This is a genomic window from Marinobacterium sp. xm-m-312 (assembly GCF_013283295.1).
Lineage (GTDB): Bacteria > Pseudomonadota > Gammaproteobacteria > Pseudomonadales > Balneatricaceae > Marinobacterium_E.
In genome coordinates this window covers 47450-63832 of sequence record NZ_WBYS01000005.1, presented here as the reverse complement: position 1 = coordinate 63832, position 16383 = coordinate 47450, and the positions used below count along the sequence as shown (strand labels likewise).

General features: G+C 50.3%; 17 protein-coding genes. 10 read left to right on the top strand and 7 right to left on the bottom strand.

Going from position 1 to position 16383, the window contains the following annotated elements; all coding sequences use genetic code 11:
• Positions 1-53: 53 nt before the first annotated feature.
• On the bottom strand, positions 54-185 hold the full coding sequence (locus XMM312_RS11610; RefSeq protein WP_256368484.1) for a hypothetical protein: 132 nt from the start codon (positions 183-185) through the stop codon (positions 54-56).
• Positions 186-281: 96 nt separating this feature from the next.
• Here XMM312_RS11610 and XMM312_RS07370 point away from each other — a divergent pair, with 96 nt between their 5' ends.
• Positions 282-611, top strand: a complete 330-nt coding sequence (locus tag XMM312_RS07370) for a hypothetical protein (protein ID WP_173480085.1) — start codon at positions 282-284, stop codon at positions 609-611.
• 47 nt (positions 612-658) lie between these two features.
• Here the strand turns inward: XMM312_RS07370 and fba are convergent, their stop codons facing one another.
• The 4 genes from fba to tkt are packed head-to-tail and all read right to left on the bottom strand — an operon-like array spanning position 659 to position 6008.
• Positions 659-1723, bottom strand: coding sequence for a class II fructose-bisphosphate aldolase (fba, locus tag XMM312_RS07365; protein ID WP_173488990.1), 1065 nt, complete (start codon positions 1721-1723; stop codon positions 659-661).
• Between the two features lie 31 nt (positions 1724-1754).
• Positions 1755-2921 (bottom strand): phosphoglycerate kinase, encoded by a 1167-nt coding sequence (locus XMM312_RS07360; RefSeq protein ID WP_173484420.1) that lies wholly within the window; start codon positions 2919-2921, stop codon positions 1755-1757.
• Between the two features lie 21 nt (positions 2922-2942).
• Positions 2943-3965 carry a type I glyceraldehyde-3-phosphate dehydrogenase gene (locus XMM312_RS07355; protein ID WP_173480082.1) on the bottom strand — a complete coding sequence of 341 codons (1023 nt, stop codon included), beginning with the start codon at positions 3963-3965 and terminating at the stop codon, positions 2943-2945.
• Positions 3966-4013: 48 nt separating this feature from the next.
• Positions 4014-6008, bottom strand: a complete 1995-nt coding sequence (tkt, locus tag XMM312_RS07350) for a transketolase (RefSeq protein WP_173488989.1) — start codon at positions 6006-6008, stop codon at positions 4014-4016.
• A 229-nt stretch (positions 6009-6237) separates the two neighbouring features.
• Here tkt and metK point away from each other — a divergent pair, with 229 nt between their 5' ends.
• The 9 genes from metK to XMM312_RS07305 all read left to right on the top strand — a co-directional run bounded on the left by metK (position 6238) and on the right by XMM312_RS07305 (position 14098).
• Positions 6238-7428 carry a methionine adenosyltransferase gene (gene metK / locus XMM312_RS07345; protein WP_173480080.1) on the top strand — a complete coding sequence of 397 codons (1191 nt, stop codon included), beginning with the start codon at positions 6238-6240 and terminating at the stop codon, positions 7426-7428.
• Between the two features lie 118 nt (positions 7429-7546).
• On the top strand, positions 7547-8278 hold the full coding sequence (locus XMM312_RS07340; protein ID WP_173488988.1) for a 16S rRNA (uracil(1498)-N(3))-methyltransferase: 732 nt from the start codon (positions 7547-7549) through the stop codon (positions 8276-8278).
• Between the two features lie 12 nt (positions 8279-8290).
• Entirely contained in the window at positions 8291-9244 is a 954-nt protein-coding gene (gene gshB / locus XMM312_RS07335) for a glutathione synthase (protein WP_173488987.1), read from the top strand.
• Positions 9241-10191, top strand: a complete 951-nt coding sequence (locus tag XMM312_RS07330; protein WP_173488986.1) for an energy transducer TonB — start codon at positions 9241-9243, stop codon at positions 10189-10191. Before gshB ends, XMM312_RS07330 begins: the two co-directional genes overlap by 4 nt.
• A gap of 65 nt (positions 10192-10256) precedes the next feature.
• Entirely contained in the window at positions 10257-10820 is a 564-nt protein-coding gene (locus XMM312_RS07325; RefSeq protein WP_173480076.1) for a YqgE/AlgH family protein, read from the top strand.
• A gap of 10 nt (positions 10821-10830) precedes the next feature.
• Positions 10831-11298: a Holliday junction resolvase RuvX gene (ruvX, locus tag XMM312_RS07320; RefSeq protein ID WP_173488985.1), complete on the top strand. Its 468-nt coding sequence runs from the start codon at positions 10831-10833 to the stop codon at positions 11296-11298.
• Entirely contained in the window at positions 11288-11800 is a 513-nt protein-coding gene (gene pyrR / locus XMM312_RS07315) for a bifunctional pyr operon transcriptional regulator/uracil phosphoribosyltransferase PyrR (RefSeq protein ID WP_173480074.1), read from the top strand. Before ruvX ends, pyrR begins: the two co-directional genes overlap by 11 nt.
• A gap of 12 nt (positions 11801-11812) precedes the next feature.
• Positions 11813-12817: an aspartate carbamoyltransferase catalytic subunit gene (locus XMM312_RS07310; RefSeq protein ID WP_173480073.1), complete on the top strand. Its 1005-nt coding sequence runs from the start codon at positions 11813-11815 to the stop codon at positions 12815-12817.
• Positions 12818-12820: 3 nt separating this feature from the next.
• On the top strand, positions 12821-14098 hold the full coding sequence (locus XMM312_RS07305; protein ID WP_173480072.1) for a dihydroorotase: 1278 nt from the start codon (positions 12821-12823) through the stop codon (positions 14096-14098).
• Between the two features lie 61 nt (positions 14099-14159).
• Here the strand turns inward: XMM312_RS07305 and XMM312_RS07300 are convergent, their stop codons facing one another.
• Positions 14160-15293, bottom strand: a complete 1134-nt coding sequence (locus tag XMM312_RS07300) for a PilT/PilU family type 4a pilus ATPase (RefSeq protein WP_173480071.1) — start codon at positions 15291-15293, stop codon at positions 14160-14162.
• A gap of 12 nt (positions 15294-15305) precedes the next feature.
• Positions 15306-16340: a type IV pilus twitching motility protein PilT gene (locus XMM312_RS07295; protein WP_173480727.1), complete on the bottom strand. Its 1035-nt coding sequence runs from the start codon at positions 16338-16340 to the stop codon at positions 15306-15308.
• Between the last annotated feature and the right edge of the window lie 43 nt (positions 16341-16383).

Here is a 16383-nt window from a genome sequence, read left to right as displayed (position 1 = left end):
AATAGCCCATATGTATTATGTACATATAGACTATCACGTTAGGTGTTCTATTTTTATGTGTACACGTTAGGTGTATCGTAACTGTTTAGCTCAAGAATACGGAAATCACTCAGCCACCCCTGTGACTCGACCGCATCGATGACTCGGTCAGGCGTCATTGAGTAGAAGGGGGTTTTGCTGTCCATCTTATGGCTCCATCGTTCGGTTATGACGGTATTCTATCATTGCGCCAATCGATTCAGCGTGATGAAACGTAACTATATTCAATTAAGGATCAGATCATGCGCAGAACAACCGATTATCAGCTCAACATAACCGAGGGGACAGGCTGGCCAGAGACCCCTTTCGTCGTCTACTCTTCAACGATCAATGGCAACTCTGATCTACTGGAGTTACTGGGTGAACACCTGCGCAAGATGGGACTGCAGCGAGAGTGGCAATCCCTTCAGATCGTCGATCATCATACCCACCAACAGGGCCTACAAACGCTACACAGTTTTGAAGTGAACTATGAGCAGCTAGAAGCGGGACAGATGGAGTATTTCAGTGCGGTCATCTGGTACGACATCACCGAGCCCTGGAGTAAGTTGCATACAGAATCCATACACTAGAGACAAAAAAGGAGGCCTAAGCCTCCTTGATATCCAGTGAACTTGGATTAATTCACTTTTGCGTCCAGTTCACCTGAGAGGTAACGCTCTGTCATATCTTCAAGGTTGATCGCTTTGATCTTGCTAGCATTGCCCGCCGCACCAAAAGCATCGTAACGCGCGTAAGCGATATCAGACATCGCTGTAATCGTTTTCGCTAGATACTTACGTGGGTCAAATTCAGCGGTATTTTCAGCCAAGAACTTACGCACAGCACCGGTCGACGCTAGACGAAGATCGGTGTCGATGTTGACCTTGCGCACGCCGTGCTTGATACCATCAACCAACTGCTCAACCGGAACACCGTAAGTTTCAGGAATCTCACCACCAAACTGGTTGATCACCTCTAGCCACTCTTGTGGCACGGAAGATGAACCGTGCATAACAAGGTGAGTACCTGGAATACGTTCGTGAATCGCACGAATACGATCAACGGCAAGAATGTCACCTGTTGGTGGACGAGTGAACTTGTAAGCACCGTGTGAAGTACCCACTGCAATGGCAAGCGCATCGACCTGAGTCGCCTTAACAAACTGCGCAGCCTCTTCTGGGTCAGTCAGCATCTGGTCGTGGCTAAGTTTACCGACAGCACCGATACCGTCCTCTTCACCGGCTTCACCCGTTTCAAGTGAACCCAGACAGCCAAGCTCGCCCTCAACAGAGACACCACATGCGTGAGCCATCTCAACGGTACGACGAGTCACATCAACGTTGTAGTCGTAGTCGGTCGGTGTCTTACCATCTTCACCCAGTGAACCGTCCATCATGACCGATGAGAAGCCTAGTTGAATGGAGCGCTGACACACTGCTGGGCTTGTGCCGTGATCTTGGTGCATACAGACAGGAATGTGTGGAAACTCCTCAATCGCTGCCAAGATCATGTGGCGAAGGAAGTTAGAACCCGCGTACTTACGTGCACCGGCAGAGGCCTGCACGATGACAGGGGCATCGGCACGATCAGCTGCTTCCATAATGGCACGCATCTGCTCCAGGTTATTCACGTTGAACGCTGGAATGCCGTAGCCATACTCTGCTGCATGATCGAGCAGCTGTCTCATTGAAATAAGAGCCATTTTTTACCTATTTGCTATTAATCGTTTGCTGTTAACCGTTAGCGCGTGCTTCAAGCACTGCAACTGCAGGCAGTACCTTACCTTCAACAAACTCTAGGAAAGCACCACCACCTGTTGAGATGTAGGATACATCATCTGCAATAGAATATTTATCTACTGCCGCTAAAGTATCACCGCCACCTGCAATCGAGAAGCCGTTACTTTGAGCAATCGCTCTTGATAACGCTTCCGTACCGTTACCAAACTGATCAAATTCAAACACGCCTACTGGACCGTTCCAGATGATGGTACCGGCATTCTGCAATACTTGTGCCAACTGTCCCGCAGTCTCTGGACCAATATCCAAGATCATTTCATTGTCGGCGACGTCGTCTGCTGACTTCGTAATCGCTTCCGCACTCTCTGCAAACTCAGTCGCTGTCACGACATCCGATGGAATTGGAATTTCACAGCGAGCCATTAACGCTTTCGCAGTATCAATAAGATCGGCTTCATGCAGTGACGTACCAACGGGTTTGCCCGCTGCAGCCAAGAAGGTGTTGGCGATACCGCCACCAACGATGAGCTGATCACACTTCTCAGAGAGTGAGTTAAGTACTTCAAGCTTAGTAGATACTTTTGAACCACCCACGATCGCCACCAATGGACGTGCTGGGTTATCAAGCGCTTTACCCAAAGCTTCAAGCTCATTCGCTAGCAGTGGGCCTGCACAGGCGATAGGTGCAAAACGTGCCACACCGTGAGTTGATGCTTGTGCGCGGTGCGCGGTACCAAAAGCATCCATGACGTAGACATCACAAAGCGCGGCCATCTTCTTAGATAGCTCTTCGTTATCTTTCTTCTCGCCCGCGTTAAAACGCACGTTCTCCAGAAGAACGACCTGACCTGGCTCTACTGAAAAGCCACCATCAACCCAATCCTTGATCAGTGGAACATCTCGACCCAACAGACCTGCTAAGTGGGTCGCAACGGGTGCTAGTGAATACTGCTCTTCATATTCGCCTTCGGTTGGACGACCAAGGTGTGACATCAACATCACTGTCGCACCCTTTTCTAGCGCTAGCTGAATAGTCGGTAGTGACGCACGAATACGAGCATCGGAAGTCACTTTGCCATCTTTAACAGGAACGTTCAGATCTTCACGAATCAATACGCGTTTCCCTGCAAGATCCAAATCTTTCATCAGTTTTACGTTCATTGTTATTCTCCAATCATTAAATTAATTCTGTTTCAGTGCGAGCCAATGCTCAGCAATATCCAACATGCGGTTGGCAAAGCCCCACTCATTATCAAACCAGCAGACCAGCTTCAGTAAACGCTTGCCGGACAATCGCGTCTGAGTGCCATCAACAACGACTGAGCGACTGTCGTGGTTAAAGTCGGTCGATGCATGCGGCTCCTCTGTGTATCCCAACAACCCTTTTAACGGCCCTTCAGAGAGCGATTTGAAGAGTTGGTTAATCTCCTCTTCAGTGGTATCGCGCTCTAAGCTGATCGACATATCCATCAGTGAGACATTAAGGGTTGGCACACGTAAATGGAGGCACTTAAATTTCCCTTCCAACGACGGCAATAAGCGATCGATCCCTTTTGCTAACCCTGTATCCACAGGAATAATCGACTGCAGAGCACTGCGGGTTAGTCGCAAATCGGTGTGATGGTAGGCATCGATCACTGGCTGATCATTCATCGCCGAGTGAATCGTCGTGGTCACACCCTGCTCAATGCCAAAATGCCTATCGAGCTGATCTAATATAGGTATCACACAATTGGTCGTACAGGAGGCGGCTGAGACCACTTTATGATTCACGTTTATTGAATCTTGGTTTAAGCCAAACACAACGGTAGCGTCTACCTCAGCCGTGGCGGGCTGTGAAAAGAGCAAGCGTTTGGCCCCCTGCTTCAGATGCAACTCAGCTGTTTGACGGTCACTGAACGAGCCTGAACACTCCATCAGCAGATCAATACCCATTTCACGCCAAGGGAGTTGGTCGGGCTTGGGAGTATTTAAGATTTGGATGGCGTGGTCACGAATAACTAGCTGATCATCTTTAAGAGACACCTGTGCCGGGAAGCGGCCATGCGTCGTGTCATAACGCGTCAAATAGGAGACCGTCTCAGGCTCAGCCAACTCATTAATCGCAATGGGTTGAAGCTTAGTCTCTAAGCCACGCTCAAACAGAGCCCTGAGCAGACACTGCCCAATTCGACCATAACCGTTAATCGCTATTCGGTAGCTCATCTCACCTCTCAGAGAGTAAAACGCCGGTTAAAAACCAGCGTGATCAACTTAAACGAGGGCTAGCGCCTTCTGTTTAACATTCTCTACCGTGAAGCCGAAGTGCTTGAAGAGCTCGCCAGCCGGTGCAGATTCACCAAAGGATTCCATACCAACAATCGCGCCACCAAAGCCAACGTACTTGTACCAGAAGTCTGCAATACCCGCCTCAATCGCTACACGAGCTGTAACCGCAGCCGGTAGAACAGACTCTTTGTACTCAGCAGTCTGAGCATCAAAACGATCAGTTGATGGCATAGAGACTACGCGAACCGCTTTGCCTTCTGCTGTCAGTGCTTCGGCTGATGCCATAGCCAACTCAACTTCAGAACCTGTCGCGATTAGGATTAGATCCGGTGTGCCGGCACAATCTTGCAAGATGTAGCCACCTTTAGAGATCGCTGCGATCTGATCACCACTGCGAGATTGGTGCGGCAAATTCTGACGCGAGAAGATCAATGAACTTGGACCATCGGCACGCTCAACCGCGTTACGCCAAGCCACAGCGGATTCAACCGCGTCACAAGGGCGCCATGTCTCCATGTTAGGCGTCATACGCAGGCTAGCTACCTGCTCAACCGGTTGGTGAGTAGGACCATCTTCACCCAGACCGATAGAGTCGTGAGTGTAAACAAAGATAGCGCGTTGCTTCATCAGAGCCGCCATACGAACCGCGTTACGAGCGTACTCCATAAAGATTAGGAAGGTCGCACCGTATGGGATGAAACCACCGTGCAGTGCGATGCCGTTCATGATCGCACTCATACCGAACTCACGCACACCGTAGTGCAGGTAGTTACCGCTCGCATCTTCTGCAGTGATCGCTTTAGAGCCAGACCACAGTGTTAGGTTAGAACCTGCTAGGTCGGCAGAACCACCTAAGAACTCTGGCAGGATAGGTCCCAGTGAGTTAAGAGCGTTTTGCGAAGCCTTACGAGACGCGATGGTCTCACCCTTTTCAGCTACTTCAGCAATCCATGCATCCGCTTTTTCAGAGAAATCGGCAGGCAATTCACCCGATAGGCGACGCATCAACTCCGCAGCAAGCTCTGGGAAGGCTTCAGAGTACTCTGCAAGGCGTTCGTTCCACTCGTTTTCAAGAACGCTGCCCGCTTCACGTGCATCCCAACCCTCTGCGATCTCTTCTGGGATCTCAAATGGGGCGTGTGGCCAGTTCAACTCTTGGCGAGCCAACGCGATCTCGTCGTCACCTAAAGGTGCACCGTGACAATCCTCTTTGCCCTGCTTGTTGGGTGAACCAAAGCCGATGATTGTTTTACAGCAGATCAACGTTGGCTGATCTTCGTTCGCTTGAGCGGCTTCAACAGCAGCAATGATCTGTTCCGCATCGTGACCATCAACGCCACGGATCACCTGCCAGCCGTAAGCTTCAAAACGTGCAGGCGTGTCATCGCTGAACCAACCTTCAACCTCACCGTCAATCGAGATGCCGTTGTCATCCCAAAATGCGATCAGTTTGCCAAGACCCAGAGTACCCGCTAGTGAACAAGCTTCGTGTGAGATACCTTCCATCAGGCAGCCATCACCCATGAATGCGTAGGTGTGGTGATCGATAATCTCATGACCAGGGCGGTTGAATTGAGCCGCAAGTGTCTTCTCAGCGACAGCCATACCAACGGCGTTAGTGATACCTTGACCCAATGGACCGGTCGTCGTCTCTACACCTGGGCAGTAACCATACTCGGGGTGACCCGCCGTTTTAGCATGCAGTTGGCGGAAGTTAGCCAGATCTTCTGCACTGACGTCGTAACCGGTTAGGTGCAACAACGAGTAGATCAGCATCGAACCGTGGCCGTTTGACAGTACGAAACGGTCGCGATCAAACCAGTGAGGGTTGCTTGGGTTGTGCTTCATGAACTCATTCCAGAGTACTTCGGCAATATCCGCCATACCCATTGGGGCACCTGGGTGACCAGATTTGGCTTTTTGAACAGCATCCATGCTCAATGCGCGGATCGCATTGGCTAACTCACGGCGAGATGACATTAATCTACTCCTGCGGGGGGTATTAAAAATTGAGGGGTAAATTCTCTCGCAGACGGGGCTTAGATTCAAATGACATTAGCTAAAATGACTCAATTTCATGGGTAATGATCAAAGGTTTCATCGAAGTAGAGCTCTTTTTACTTAGAACTCGACTCTTAACCGGTTACAATGGCTGCCACATTTTGAGAGCTGTGCATGTGCGGCTCGACCTAACCCATAGGATTTACTCATGAGCGAATATTCGATTTTCACCTCTGAATCAGTTTCAGAAGGGCACCCAGATAAGATTGCCGATCAGATCTCTGATGCAGTTTTAGACGCGATTTTAAAAGAGGACAAGTACGCACGAGTGGCGTGTGAGACCATGGTGAAAACCGGGGTTGCGATTGTCTCTGGTGAGATCAGCACCACCTCTTGGATTGATCTTGAAGATCTTGTTCGTGACGTGATTAATGACATCGGCTACACCTCTTCAGATGTGGGTTACGATGGTGATACCTGTGGTGTGATCAACATCATCGGTAAACAGTCTGTGGATATCGCTCAGGGCGTCGATCGTGCAAAACCTGAAGATCAAGGCGCCGGTGACCAGGGTTTGATGTTCGGCTACGCGTCGAACGAAACCGATGTTCTAATGCCTGCTCCAATTACCTTTGCCCATCGTCTTGTAGAGCGCCAAGCAGAAGCCCGCAAATCAGGCTTGCTGCCTTGGTTGCGTCCAGACGCGAAATCTCAGGTGACTTGTCGTTACGAAAACGGTAAGCCGGTCGCGATTGATGCTGTTGTTCTTTCGACGCAACACAATCCAGATGTCACCCAGAAAGATCTTCAGGAAGCGGTTCAGGAGCTGATCATCAAGCATGTTCTGCCAGCTGATCTACTGCATGCTGGCACTAAGCTGCACATCAACCCAACCGGTAAATTTGTTATCGGTGGTCCCGTCGGTGACTGTGGTCTGACGGGTCGTAAGATCATTGTAGATACCTACGGCGGCATGGCACGTCACGGTGGTGGGGCGTTCTCTGGCAAGGATCCATCAAAAGTGGACCGTTCGGCGGCGTATGCAGGTCGCTATGTGGCTAAGAATATCGTCGCTGCAGGCCTTGCAGATCGTTGTGAGATTCAAGTCTCTTACGCGATTGGTGTTGCAGAACCGACCTCAGTTTCAATCAACACCTTCGGCACTGGCAAGATCTCGGATGAGAAGATCATCGAGTTGGTTCGCGAGACCTTTGATCTGCGCCCGTACGCAATCACAAACATGCTAGATCTACTGCACCCTATGTACCGCCAGACAGCGGCATACGGTCACTTTGGTCGTGATCCATTTGAGATGACCGTTGGTGATGACACCTTCACGGCCTTCCCATGGGAGAAGACCGATAAAGCAGACGCGTTAAAATCAGCTGCAGGCGTCTAATCGCCAACTAATAGTGGCTAAGGGTAGGCGAAAGCCTGCCCTTTTTTGTGTCTAAATCCAGCCTGACGCACCCTAATTGTCATGGCATAATCAGTGGCAGAGTAACCAGAGAATCAGTATGCGAATACCCCGTGTCTACCTAGACCTACCACTGAGCACCGGAACAGAAATTGAACTGCCAGAAGCCGCTCACAATCACCTAGTGAAAGTGTTGCGTATGAAGCAAGGGTTCAAACTCGTACTATTCAATGGTGATGGTTTTGACTATCAGGCCGAGCTATCGAGCGTGGCAAAGCGTGAATCCAGTGTGCGGATCATTGCGGCCGACCCGAATGATCGCGAATCCCCGATCGACATTCATATTGGGCAGGGACTTTCGCGCGGTGAACGCATGGACTATGCCGTGCAAAAAGCGACAGAGTTGGGAGTACAAAGCCTGACCCCCCTTTTCACGGATCGTTCCGAGGTCAAACTAACAGCCGATCGCCAAGAGAAGCGATCCGCTCACTGGCAGCAGATCGCGATCAGCGCCAGCGAACAGAGTTTTCGGGCTAAGCCGATGAGCGTTAGCGCTCCAATGTCACTGACAGAGTGGATCGAACAGTGTGATGCCGAATTAAAACTGATTCTTCACCCACACCTTGAGCTCACATCGCTGAACAGTGAGCCAAGACCCTCCAGCGTGGCACTGCTGATTGGACCGGAAGGTGGTTTAGAAGAGAGCGAAGTCGAGTTGGCACTGCAAAAAGGATTTAAGCCCTGGTTACTGGGCAGTCGAATATTACGCACAGAGACCGCCCCCGTCGCAGCGGCATCGGTACTAAATTACCTCTGGGGCGACTTCTCATAAAAGGAACGAGAGATGAGCATTAAACTGGGCATCGTCATGGACCCTATTGACGACATCAACTACAAAAAAGACAGCTCTTTGGCGATGCTTTGGGCAGCGCAGCAGAAAGGGTGGGAGCTGTTCTATATGGAGCAGTCCGATCTCTACTCAAGAGATGGGGATGTTCGTGCTCGTATGGCACCGATTAGCGTCGATATGAACCCGAACAAGTGGTTCGAACGTGAAGCCTACCAAGATCTATCGCTAACAGAGCTCGATGTCATATTGATGCGAAAAGACCCACCTTTCGACAACGAATTCATCTACACCACCCATCTTTTGGCGGTTGCTGAAGCTGCCGGTGTACTTATCGTAAACCGCACTCAGAGCCTGCGCGATTTCAACGAAAAGCTATTTGCTACGCACTTCCCGCAATGCTGCCCGCCGGTACTGGTCAGTCGTTCAGAGGAGCGATTAAAAGCCTTTCATGCTGAGCATAAGGACGTCATCTTTAAACCTTTAGATGGTATGGGTGGCAGCTCTATCTACCGCATCAAAGAGGATGGTTTGAACCTAGGGGTGGTGATAGAGACGCTGACAAAATTTGGCCAAGAGACCATTATGGCGCAGCGCTACATCCCTGAGATTGTCGAGGGTGATAAACGCATATTGATGATCAATGGCGAGCCTATCGACTATGCACTGGCACGCATTCCCAGTCAGGGAGAGACTCGCGGTAATCTAGCCGCAGGGGGGCGAGGCGAAGGCCGCCCACTGAGCGAACGTGATCGTTGGATTGCTGCACAGGTGGGGCCAAAACTGCGCGAAGCAGGGCTTCTATTTGTCGGCTTGGATGTGATTGGTGACTACCTAACAGAGATCAATGTCACCAGCCCGACCTGTATTCGTGAACTCAATGATCAGTTCGGTTTGGACATCGGCATGCAGTTAATGGATTGCATAGAGGAGCAACTCGCTCAGCAATGAACTTAGCTGCCTCGCCAAAACCGGTCAATCGATCAGCTGCATGGTGTGCAGATGCCGATGAGCGTCTGCGCTTTATGCTGGTATTGGCACTGGCTCTGCACGCACTGATCATACTTTTGGTCGGATTTGATGCACTGAAAACAGAGCAATCATCTAAAACACTTGAGATCACCTTTGCGATAAATCAGGATCCACAGGCCCCTATCGATCCAGCCTATTTAGCCCAGCATCATCAATTAGGTCAGGGCGATTCACAAACGAACCAAGAGGCGAGTGTTGTTGAGCCTGCGCTGTTCAGGTCTGACAAGATCAACCAACTCTCGGCACAGATCAGTGCACAATCCGGAACGGGCGTGGCACCTTCGAATGATGAGGGCGTCAACGATAGTACTCTACAGGCGAAATCGGGGACGAATGAGCTGTTAGCAGCCAACACCCAAGCGCTGCTTAAAGCCAATCAACAGACTGATTCCATTCAGACCACCGCCTCGAATCCCTTAGCAGGCGACTCAACGGCTCTGTTTAAAGCGTCAGAGGAGATCGCCTCTTTGGAAGCGCGCTTAAAAGATGAGCAGCGAAAATTAGAGAGTCGCTCACGCACGGGGCGTGTCACTTCGCTTTCGACCTTGGCCAAAGCTGATGCACTCTATCTAGAGCGCTGGCGTCAGAAAATCGAAACGATAGGTAATCTCAACTACCCTATCGAAGCGCGACGCAAGGGCATTGAAGGCAGTCTGCAGATGCTAGTCACTTTAGCCGCTGATGGGAGCGTCAAGCAGTTAGAGATCCTCAAAAGTTCTGGCTACTCAATACTGGATGATGCCGCCGTTCGGACAGTTAGGAGCGCTTCACCCTTCGAGCCCTTCCCTAATGAGATGCGCCAGCGGCTGGACCGACTGGAGATCATTCGCACTTGGAAATTTGAGAAAAATACCCAAGTGTACTGATATCGAAACATTTTCAGCTTACACTGAGGGTGTAAAAAGATTCGACGTTGTTAAAGGAGAAAGAGATGAGTAATGCCAACCTACTCAAGCACCACTTCTTGATGTCTATGCCCAGTCTGGAGAGTGACTACTTTAGCAACAGCCTCATCTATCTTTGTGAGCACAATGAAGAGGGTGCCATGGGGATTGTGGTCAATAAGCCGCATGAGATTCCTATGGATGAGATCCTTGATCAGCTCGATCTCCCTGAAAACTCTCCCTTGAACTATCAGCCTGTTTACCAAGGCGGACCGGTCTCTGAAGAGCATGGGTTTATTCTGCACAGACAGGGCGAGCAAGCTTGGAAATCCTCACTACACCTACCCGAGCAACTGACGTTAACCACATCCCTTGATGTTCTAGAGGCCATTTCGCGTGGCGAGGGGCCTGAAGACTATCTGTTCGCTTTAGGTTATGCGGGCTGGGGACCGGGGCAGCTCGATGAAGAGATGTGTCAGAACCTATGGTTAAGCTCACCCGCAAATTTAGATATACTGTTCGATGTTGAACCCGAATTTAGACTCTCATCCGCAGCGTCTACTCTGGGTGTCGACCTAAACCTAATCTCCGCACAGGCGGGGCACGCATAATTAAGGTCCAATGACTGAGTTAACTGAGAGCGCACTGGGATTCGATTTTGGCTTACGCAGAATTGGTGTTGCCTTTGGTCAGTCATTAACAGCCACCTCCCAACCTCTAAATCCAATTGCTGCAAAAGATGGCATCCCCGATTGGAGTTTAGTCGATAAAATTATTGCTGAATGGCAGCCAAAGACGATCGTTGTGGGACTGCCATTGAACATGGATGGCACTATCAGTGATATGGCGCGACGAGCGAGAAAATTCGCCAACCGCCTGCATGAACGATCTAAAATACCCTGCTTTCTTTTTGATGAACGATTAACATCTCAAGAGGCTAAATCGATTCATCTTGAGAATGGCGGATCAGCCGATTTCGGTGCAGAATCTGTCGACGGTATCGCCGCTCAATTGATGTTAGAAGGTTGGTTTCTTCAAGAACAGCGCATACCAAGCCATGCAAGGCTTGAGGACTATTATGACCAGTAAAACTTTGGACGCTGAACAGCTCCTAACAAGAATGTGTGACAGCACACAGCAGTTAATCGAGACACGCGGCTTAGATAACCCGTACATCATTGGCATTCATAGTGGCGGTGTTTGGTTGGCTGAACGTCTTCACCAACACCTGGGGATTCAGGATGAGATGGGGGTGCTGGACATCTCCTTCTATCGTGACGATTTCACTCGCGTTGGATTGAACCCTAAAGTAGGGGTTTCAAAGCTGCCAAGCGCAACCGAAGATCGCAACATTATCTTGGTTGACGACGTGTTAATGAGTGGTCGCACAGCTAGAGCCGCGCTCAATGAACTGTTCGATTTTGGTCGTCCAGCCTCTGTGACACTGGTCACCCTGATTGACCTACAACGCCGCGAACTGCCGATTCAAGCTGATGTCATCGGTGGAACCCTGACGTTATCAAGCGATCAACAGGTAAAGCTAACAGGCCCATCTCCCCTTGAACTGACCATCAGTCAGCGTAGCAAATAATAGGAAGCGAACATGTTTAACTTTCCTGACCCAACTCAAGCGCAGCTAACCGAAGATGGCCAGCTAAAGCACTTTTTAGATATCGAGGGGCTGCCAGAGTCACTGCTATTAGAGCTGCTAGATACGGCTGACTCTTTTGTGGATATGAGTGAGCAGCAGGTTAAAAAGGTGCCGCTTCTTCGGGGTAAAACCGTGGCCAACCTCTTTTTTGAGAACAGTACACGTACATTGTCGACCTTTGAGCTAGCCGCTAAGCGCCTATCGGCTGACGTTCTGAATTTAAACATCAGCACCAGCTCCACAAAAAAAGGGGAGACGCTAAAAGACACCTTGATGACCTTGGAAGCGATGCATTCGGATATGTTTGTCGTTCGCCACTCGGATAGCGGTGCGGCTCACTTCATTGCCAGCCAGGTCACACCCAACGTCGCCATCATCAATGCCGGTGACGGTCGTCACGCACACCCGACCCAAGCGATGCTGGATATGATGACTATTCGTCGCCATAAAGGTGGCTTTAAGCATCTAAAAGTCGCGATCGTCGGCGATATACTTCATTCGCGTGTAGCTCGCTCACAGATTCATGCCTTAAGGATTCTCGGTGTACCCGAGATTCGTCTGATCGCACCTCGTACACTGCTACCGCGTAATGTCGAGATGCTTGGGGTCAAAGTTTTTACCGACATGGCACAGGGTCTTCGTGATGCCGATGTCGTCATCATGCTTCGTCTGCAAAAAGAGCGTATGACCTCCGCTCTGTTACCGAGCGAGTCTGAGTTCTTCAAACTCTATGGCCTATCAGAGGAGAAGCTCGCCTTTGCACACCCTGAGGCGATCGTTATGCACCCAGGGCCGATTAACCGAGGCGTTGAAATCGCGTCCTCCGTAGCTGACGGACCTAAATCGGTGATACTGAATCAGGTCACCAACGGCATTGCCGTTAGGATGGCCGTTATGTCGATGGCGATGAGTGGCCAGGTTGCGGAGAGAGCAAAAAAATTAGAGGCAGGAGAGTAAACAGTGCAGATTAAAATTGCCGGCGGGCGCATTATCGACCCTGCACAAAATATAGATCGAATTGATGACCTCTACATTGTCAAAGGACGCATCGCCGCCATAGGAGAGGCGCCAGAGGGCTTCTCTGCTGACGAAGAGTTTGATGCTGAAGGACAGATCGTCTGCCCCGGTCTCATCGATCTATGTACCCATCTGCGTGAACCAGGTTTAACGCAAAAAGGGACTATCGCATCCGAGACTGCCGCTGCCGCTGCTGGCGGCATTACCACACTGGTAGCCTCACCTAACACCAAACCGGTCGTAGACAGCACAGCGGTTGCTGAACTGGTACAAGATCGTGCAACCGATGCCGGTATGGCACGAGTGCTACCGCTAGGAGCGCTGACACAGTCAATGCAAGGCGAGCAGCTTGCGCCACTGCATGCACTGGCGAGCTCAGGCTGTATCGGTTTCACTAACGGTCGTCACCCGATCGATAGCTCGCGTGTAATGCTAAGAGCGCTTGAATACGCGGCCACACATGACCTGTTGGTAGTGTTTCAAGCGGAAGATCGAGCACTGGCTGCCGAGGGTTGTATGCACGAAGGCACCACCGCCACTCGTCTTGGCTTGAACGGCATTCCTTCCGCTGCTGAAACCATAGAGGTATCACGCTGCTTGATTCTGATTGAAGAGACCGGTGTAAGGGCTCACTTCGGCCAGCTTTCCTGTGCTCAGTCAGTTCTATTAATTCAGAGTGCCCGTGAACGAGGTCTCAATGTGACCGCTGATGTGGCGATTCACAACCTGCTTCTGACAGATGAGGAGGTTAATGGTTTTAACAGCCTATTCCATGTCATCCCACCGCTGCGTTCGCAGCTGGATCGTGCGGGACTGCGTCAAGGCTTAGTCACCGACACACTGGATGCCATCTGTTCCGATCATCAGCCTCAGGATGCTATTTCAAAAGAAGCACCTTTCGCGGCGACTGAACCAGGCATTAGTGGACTTGAAACACTATTACCGCTGAGCCTAATGTTGGTAGAGCAGCAGTTGATCGCCCTGCCTCAGCTGATTGAAAAATTGACAGCGGGTCCTGCGAAAGTGCTAGGCATCGAAGCCGGCTCTCTCGAAGTCGGGGCTGATGCAGATGTGTGTGTCTTTGATCCAGAAGCGACCTGGACGGTCAACAGTGAAACGCTCAAATCTCGTGGTAAGAATACCCCGTTCATCAACACTGAACTGAAAGGCCGTGTGACACTGACTCTACTCAATGGTCAGCCAGTACATCGCTTAAGTTAATAGTCTGAAAACGAAAAGACCCAGCCGATGCTGGGTCTTTTTTTGCCTATTTATGGACCAATCAGTGATTCAGAGTATCGTCTGAATCTTGAAGAGTAAATGACGGTAGATCCTCACCTTCTTGCTTACCCCCCTCATCACTGAGTTTGATCATCAAACGCAGATCATTTGACGAGTCAGCAAAGGACAGTGCCACTTCGTAAGTGATGACACCCTCTTTGTAGAGCGCAAACAGTGCCTGATCGAAGGTCTGCATGCCAAGATTGCTCGATTTCTTGATGACATCTTTAATCTCGTGCACCTCACCTTTGCGAATCAGATCCTGAATCAGCGGCGTGTTGATTAGCACTTCAATGGCCGCTCTTCGCCCCTTACCATCCGCAGTGGGCAGCAGTTGCTGCGCGACAATCGCTTTCAAGTTAAGTGATAGATCCATCCAGATCTGATTATGATGCTCAGGGCCAAAGAACGAGATGATACGGTCAAGGGCTTGGTTCGCATTGTTAGCATGAAGCGTTGCCAAACAGAGGTGGCCGGTCTCAGCGAATGCCAGAGCGTACGCCATGGTTTCAGCCGAGCGGATTTCACCCATCAAGATGACATCTGGTGCCTGACGTAAGGTGTTTTTCAGTGCTACTTCAAACGACTCAGTATCAAGCCCCACTTCACGTTGAGTCACGATCGACTTTTTATGATGGTGAATGTACTCAATGGGGTCTTCAACCGTAATGATATGCCCCGCAGCATGCTCATTACGGTAATCAATCATTGATGCCAGAGAGGTCGATTTACCGGTAGAGGTACCACCGACAAATAGGATCAAACCACGCTTAGTCATCGAGAGATCTTTAAGCACCTCAGGAAGTTTGAGCTCCTCCATAGTCGGTATGTGGTTAGCTATAGAACGCAGCACCATTCCCGGCGTGTTTCGTTGCACATAGGCGCTAACACGAAAACGACCGATACCGTTCACACTCAGTGCAAAGTTACACTCATTGGTTGCTTCAAATTCGGCCAGCTGCTTGTCACTCATCGTACTGTAAACCAGTGCACGTGATTGTGATGAGTTGAGCGACTCACGTGTCAGTGGCTTGATCGTGCCGTCCACCTTGATAGAAGGGGGTGCACCCGCAGTGATGAACAGATCTGAACCACCGCGTTCAGTCATTACTTTTAATAGCTGTGTAAAATCCACGGGTTACCTCACTTAAAATATCGAAGGGTCTTTAGCGCGAGCAGCCGCTTGCTCTGGCGTGATAAAGCCTTTTTGAACCAGCTCTAAAAGGGCCTGATCCAAGGTCTTCATACCCACCTGGGAACCCGTCTGAATGGCTGAATACATCTGAGCCACTTTATCTTCCCGAATCAGGTTACGTATGGCAGATGTCCCGATCATGATCTCGTGAGCTGCGACTCGACCGCCGCCTGTCTTCTTCAAAAGGGCTTGAGAGATAACGCCCTGCAGCGATTCAGAGAGCATTGAACGGACCATATCTTTCTCTGCGGCTGGAAAGACATCGATGATACGGTCAATGGTTTTCGCTGCCGAGGTGGTATGAAGAGTGCCGAAAACTAAGTGTCCAGTCTCTGCTGCAGTCAACGCAAGACGAATGGTCTCTAGGTCACGCATCTCACCCACTAGGATGACATCGGGGTCTTCACGCAGCGCCGAACGCAGTGCCGCATCAAATCCAAGGGTATCTCGATGCACCTCACGCTGGTTAATCAGACACTTTTTACTCTCGTGTACAAATTCGATGGGATCCTCAATCGTCAATATATGCTCAGATCGAGAGTCATTGATGTAATCGATCATCGCTGCCAGCGTGGTCGACTTACCGGAACCGGTTGGTCCTGTCACTAGAACCAGCCCTTTTGGCTGGTCGGAGAGCTGCTGGAAGACCTTACCCATACCAAGATCGTCCATAGTAAGCACTTTACTGGGGATGGTACGAAATACCGCTGCCGCTCCGCGGTTTTGAACAAAACCATTAACACGAAAACGCGCCAGCTGAGGTACTTCAAAGGAGAAATCGACTTCTAACTTCTCTTCGTACTCTTTACGCTGCTTGTCATTCATAATGTCATACAGCAACCCATGGACCTGTTTATGATCCATCGATGGCAGTTTGATGCGACGCACATCACCGTCGACACGGATCAACGGCGGCATACCCGCCGTAATGTGCAGATCGGATGCTCCTTGCTGTACAGCAAAGGCTAAAAGTTCGGTAATATCCATAATTGAGTTCACCCTAGCGGAAACGACCGCATCAACCTCATGA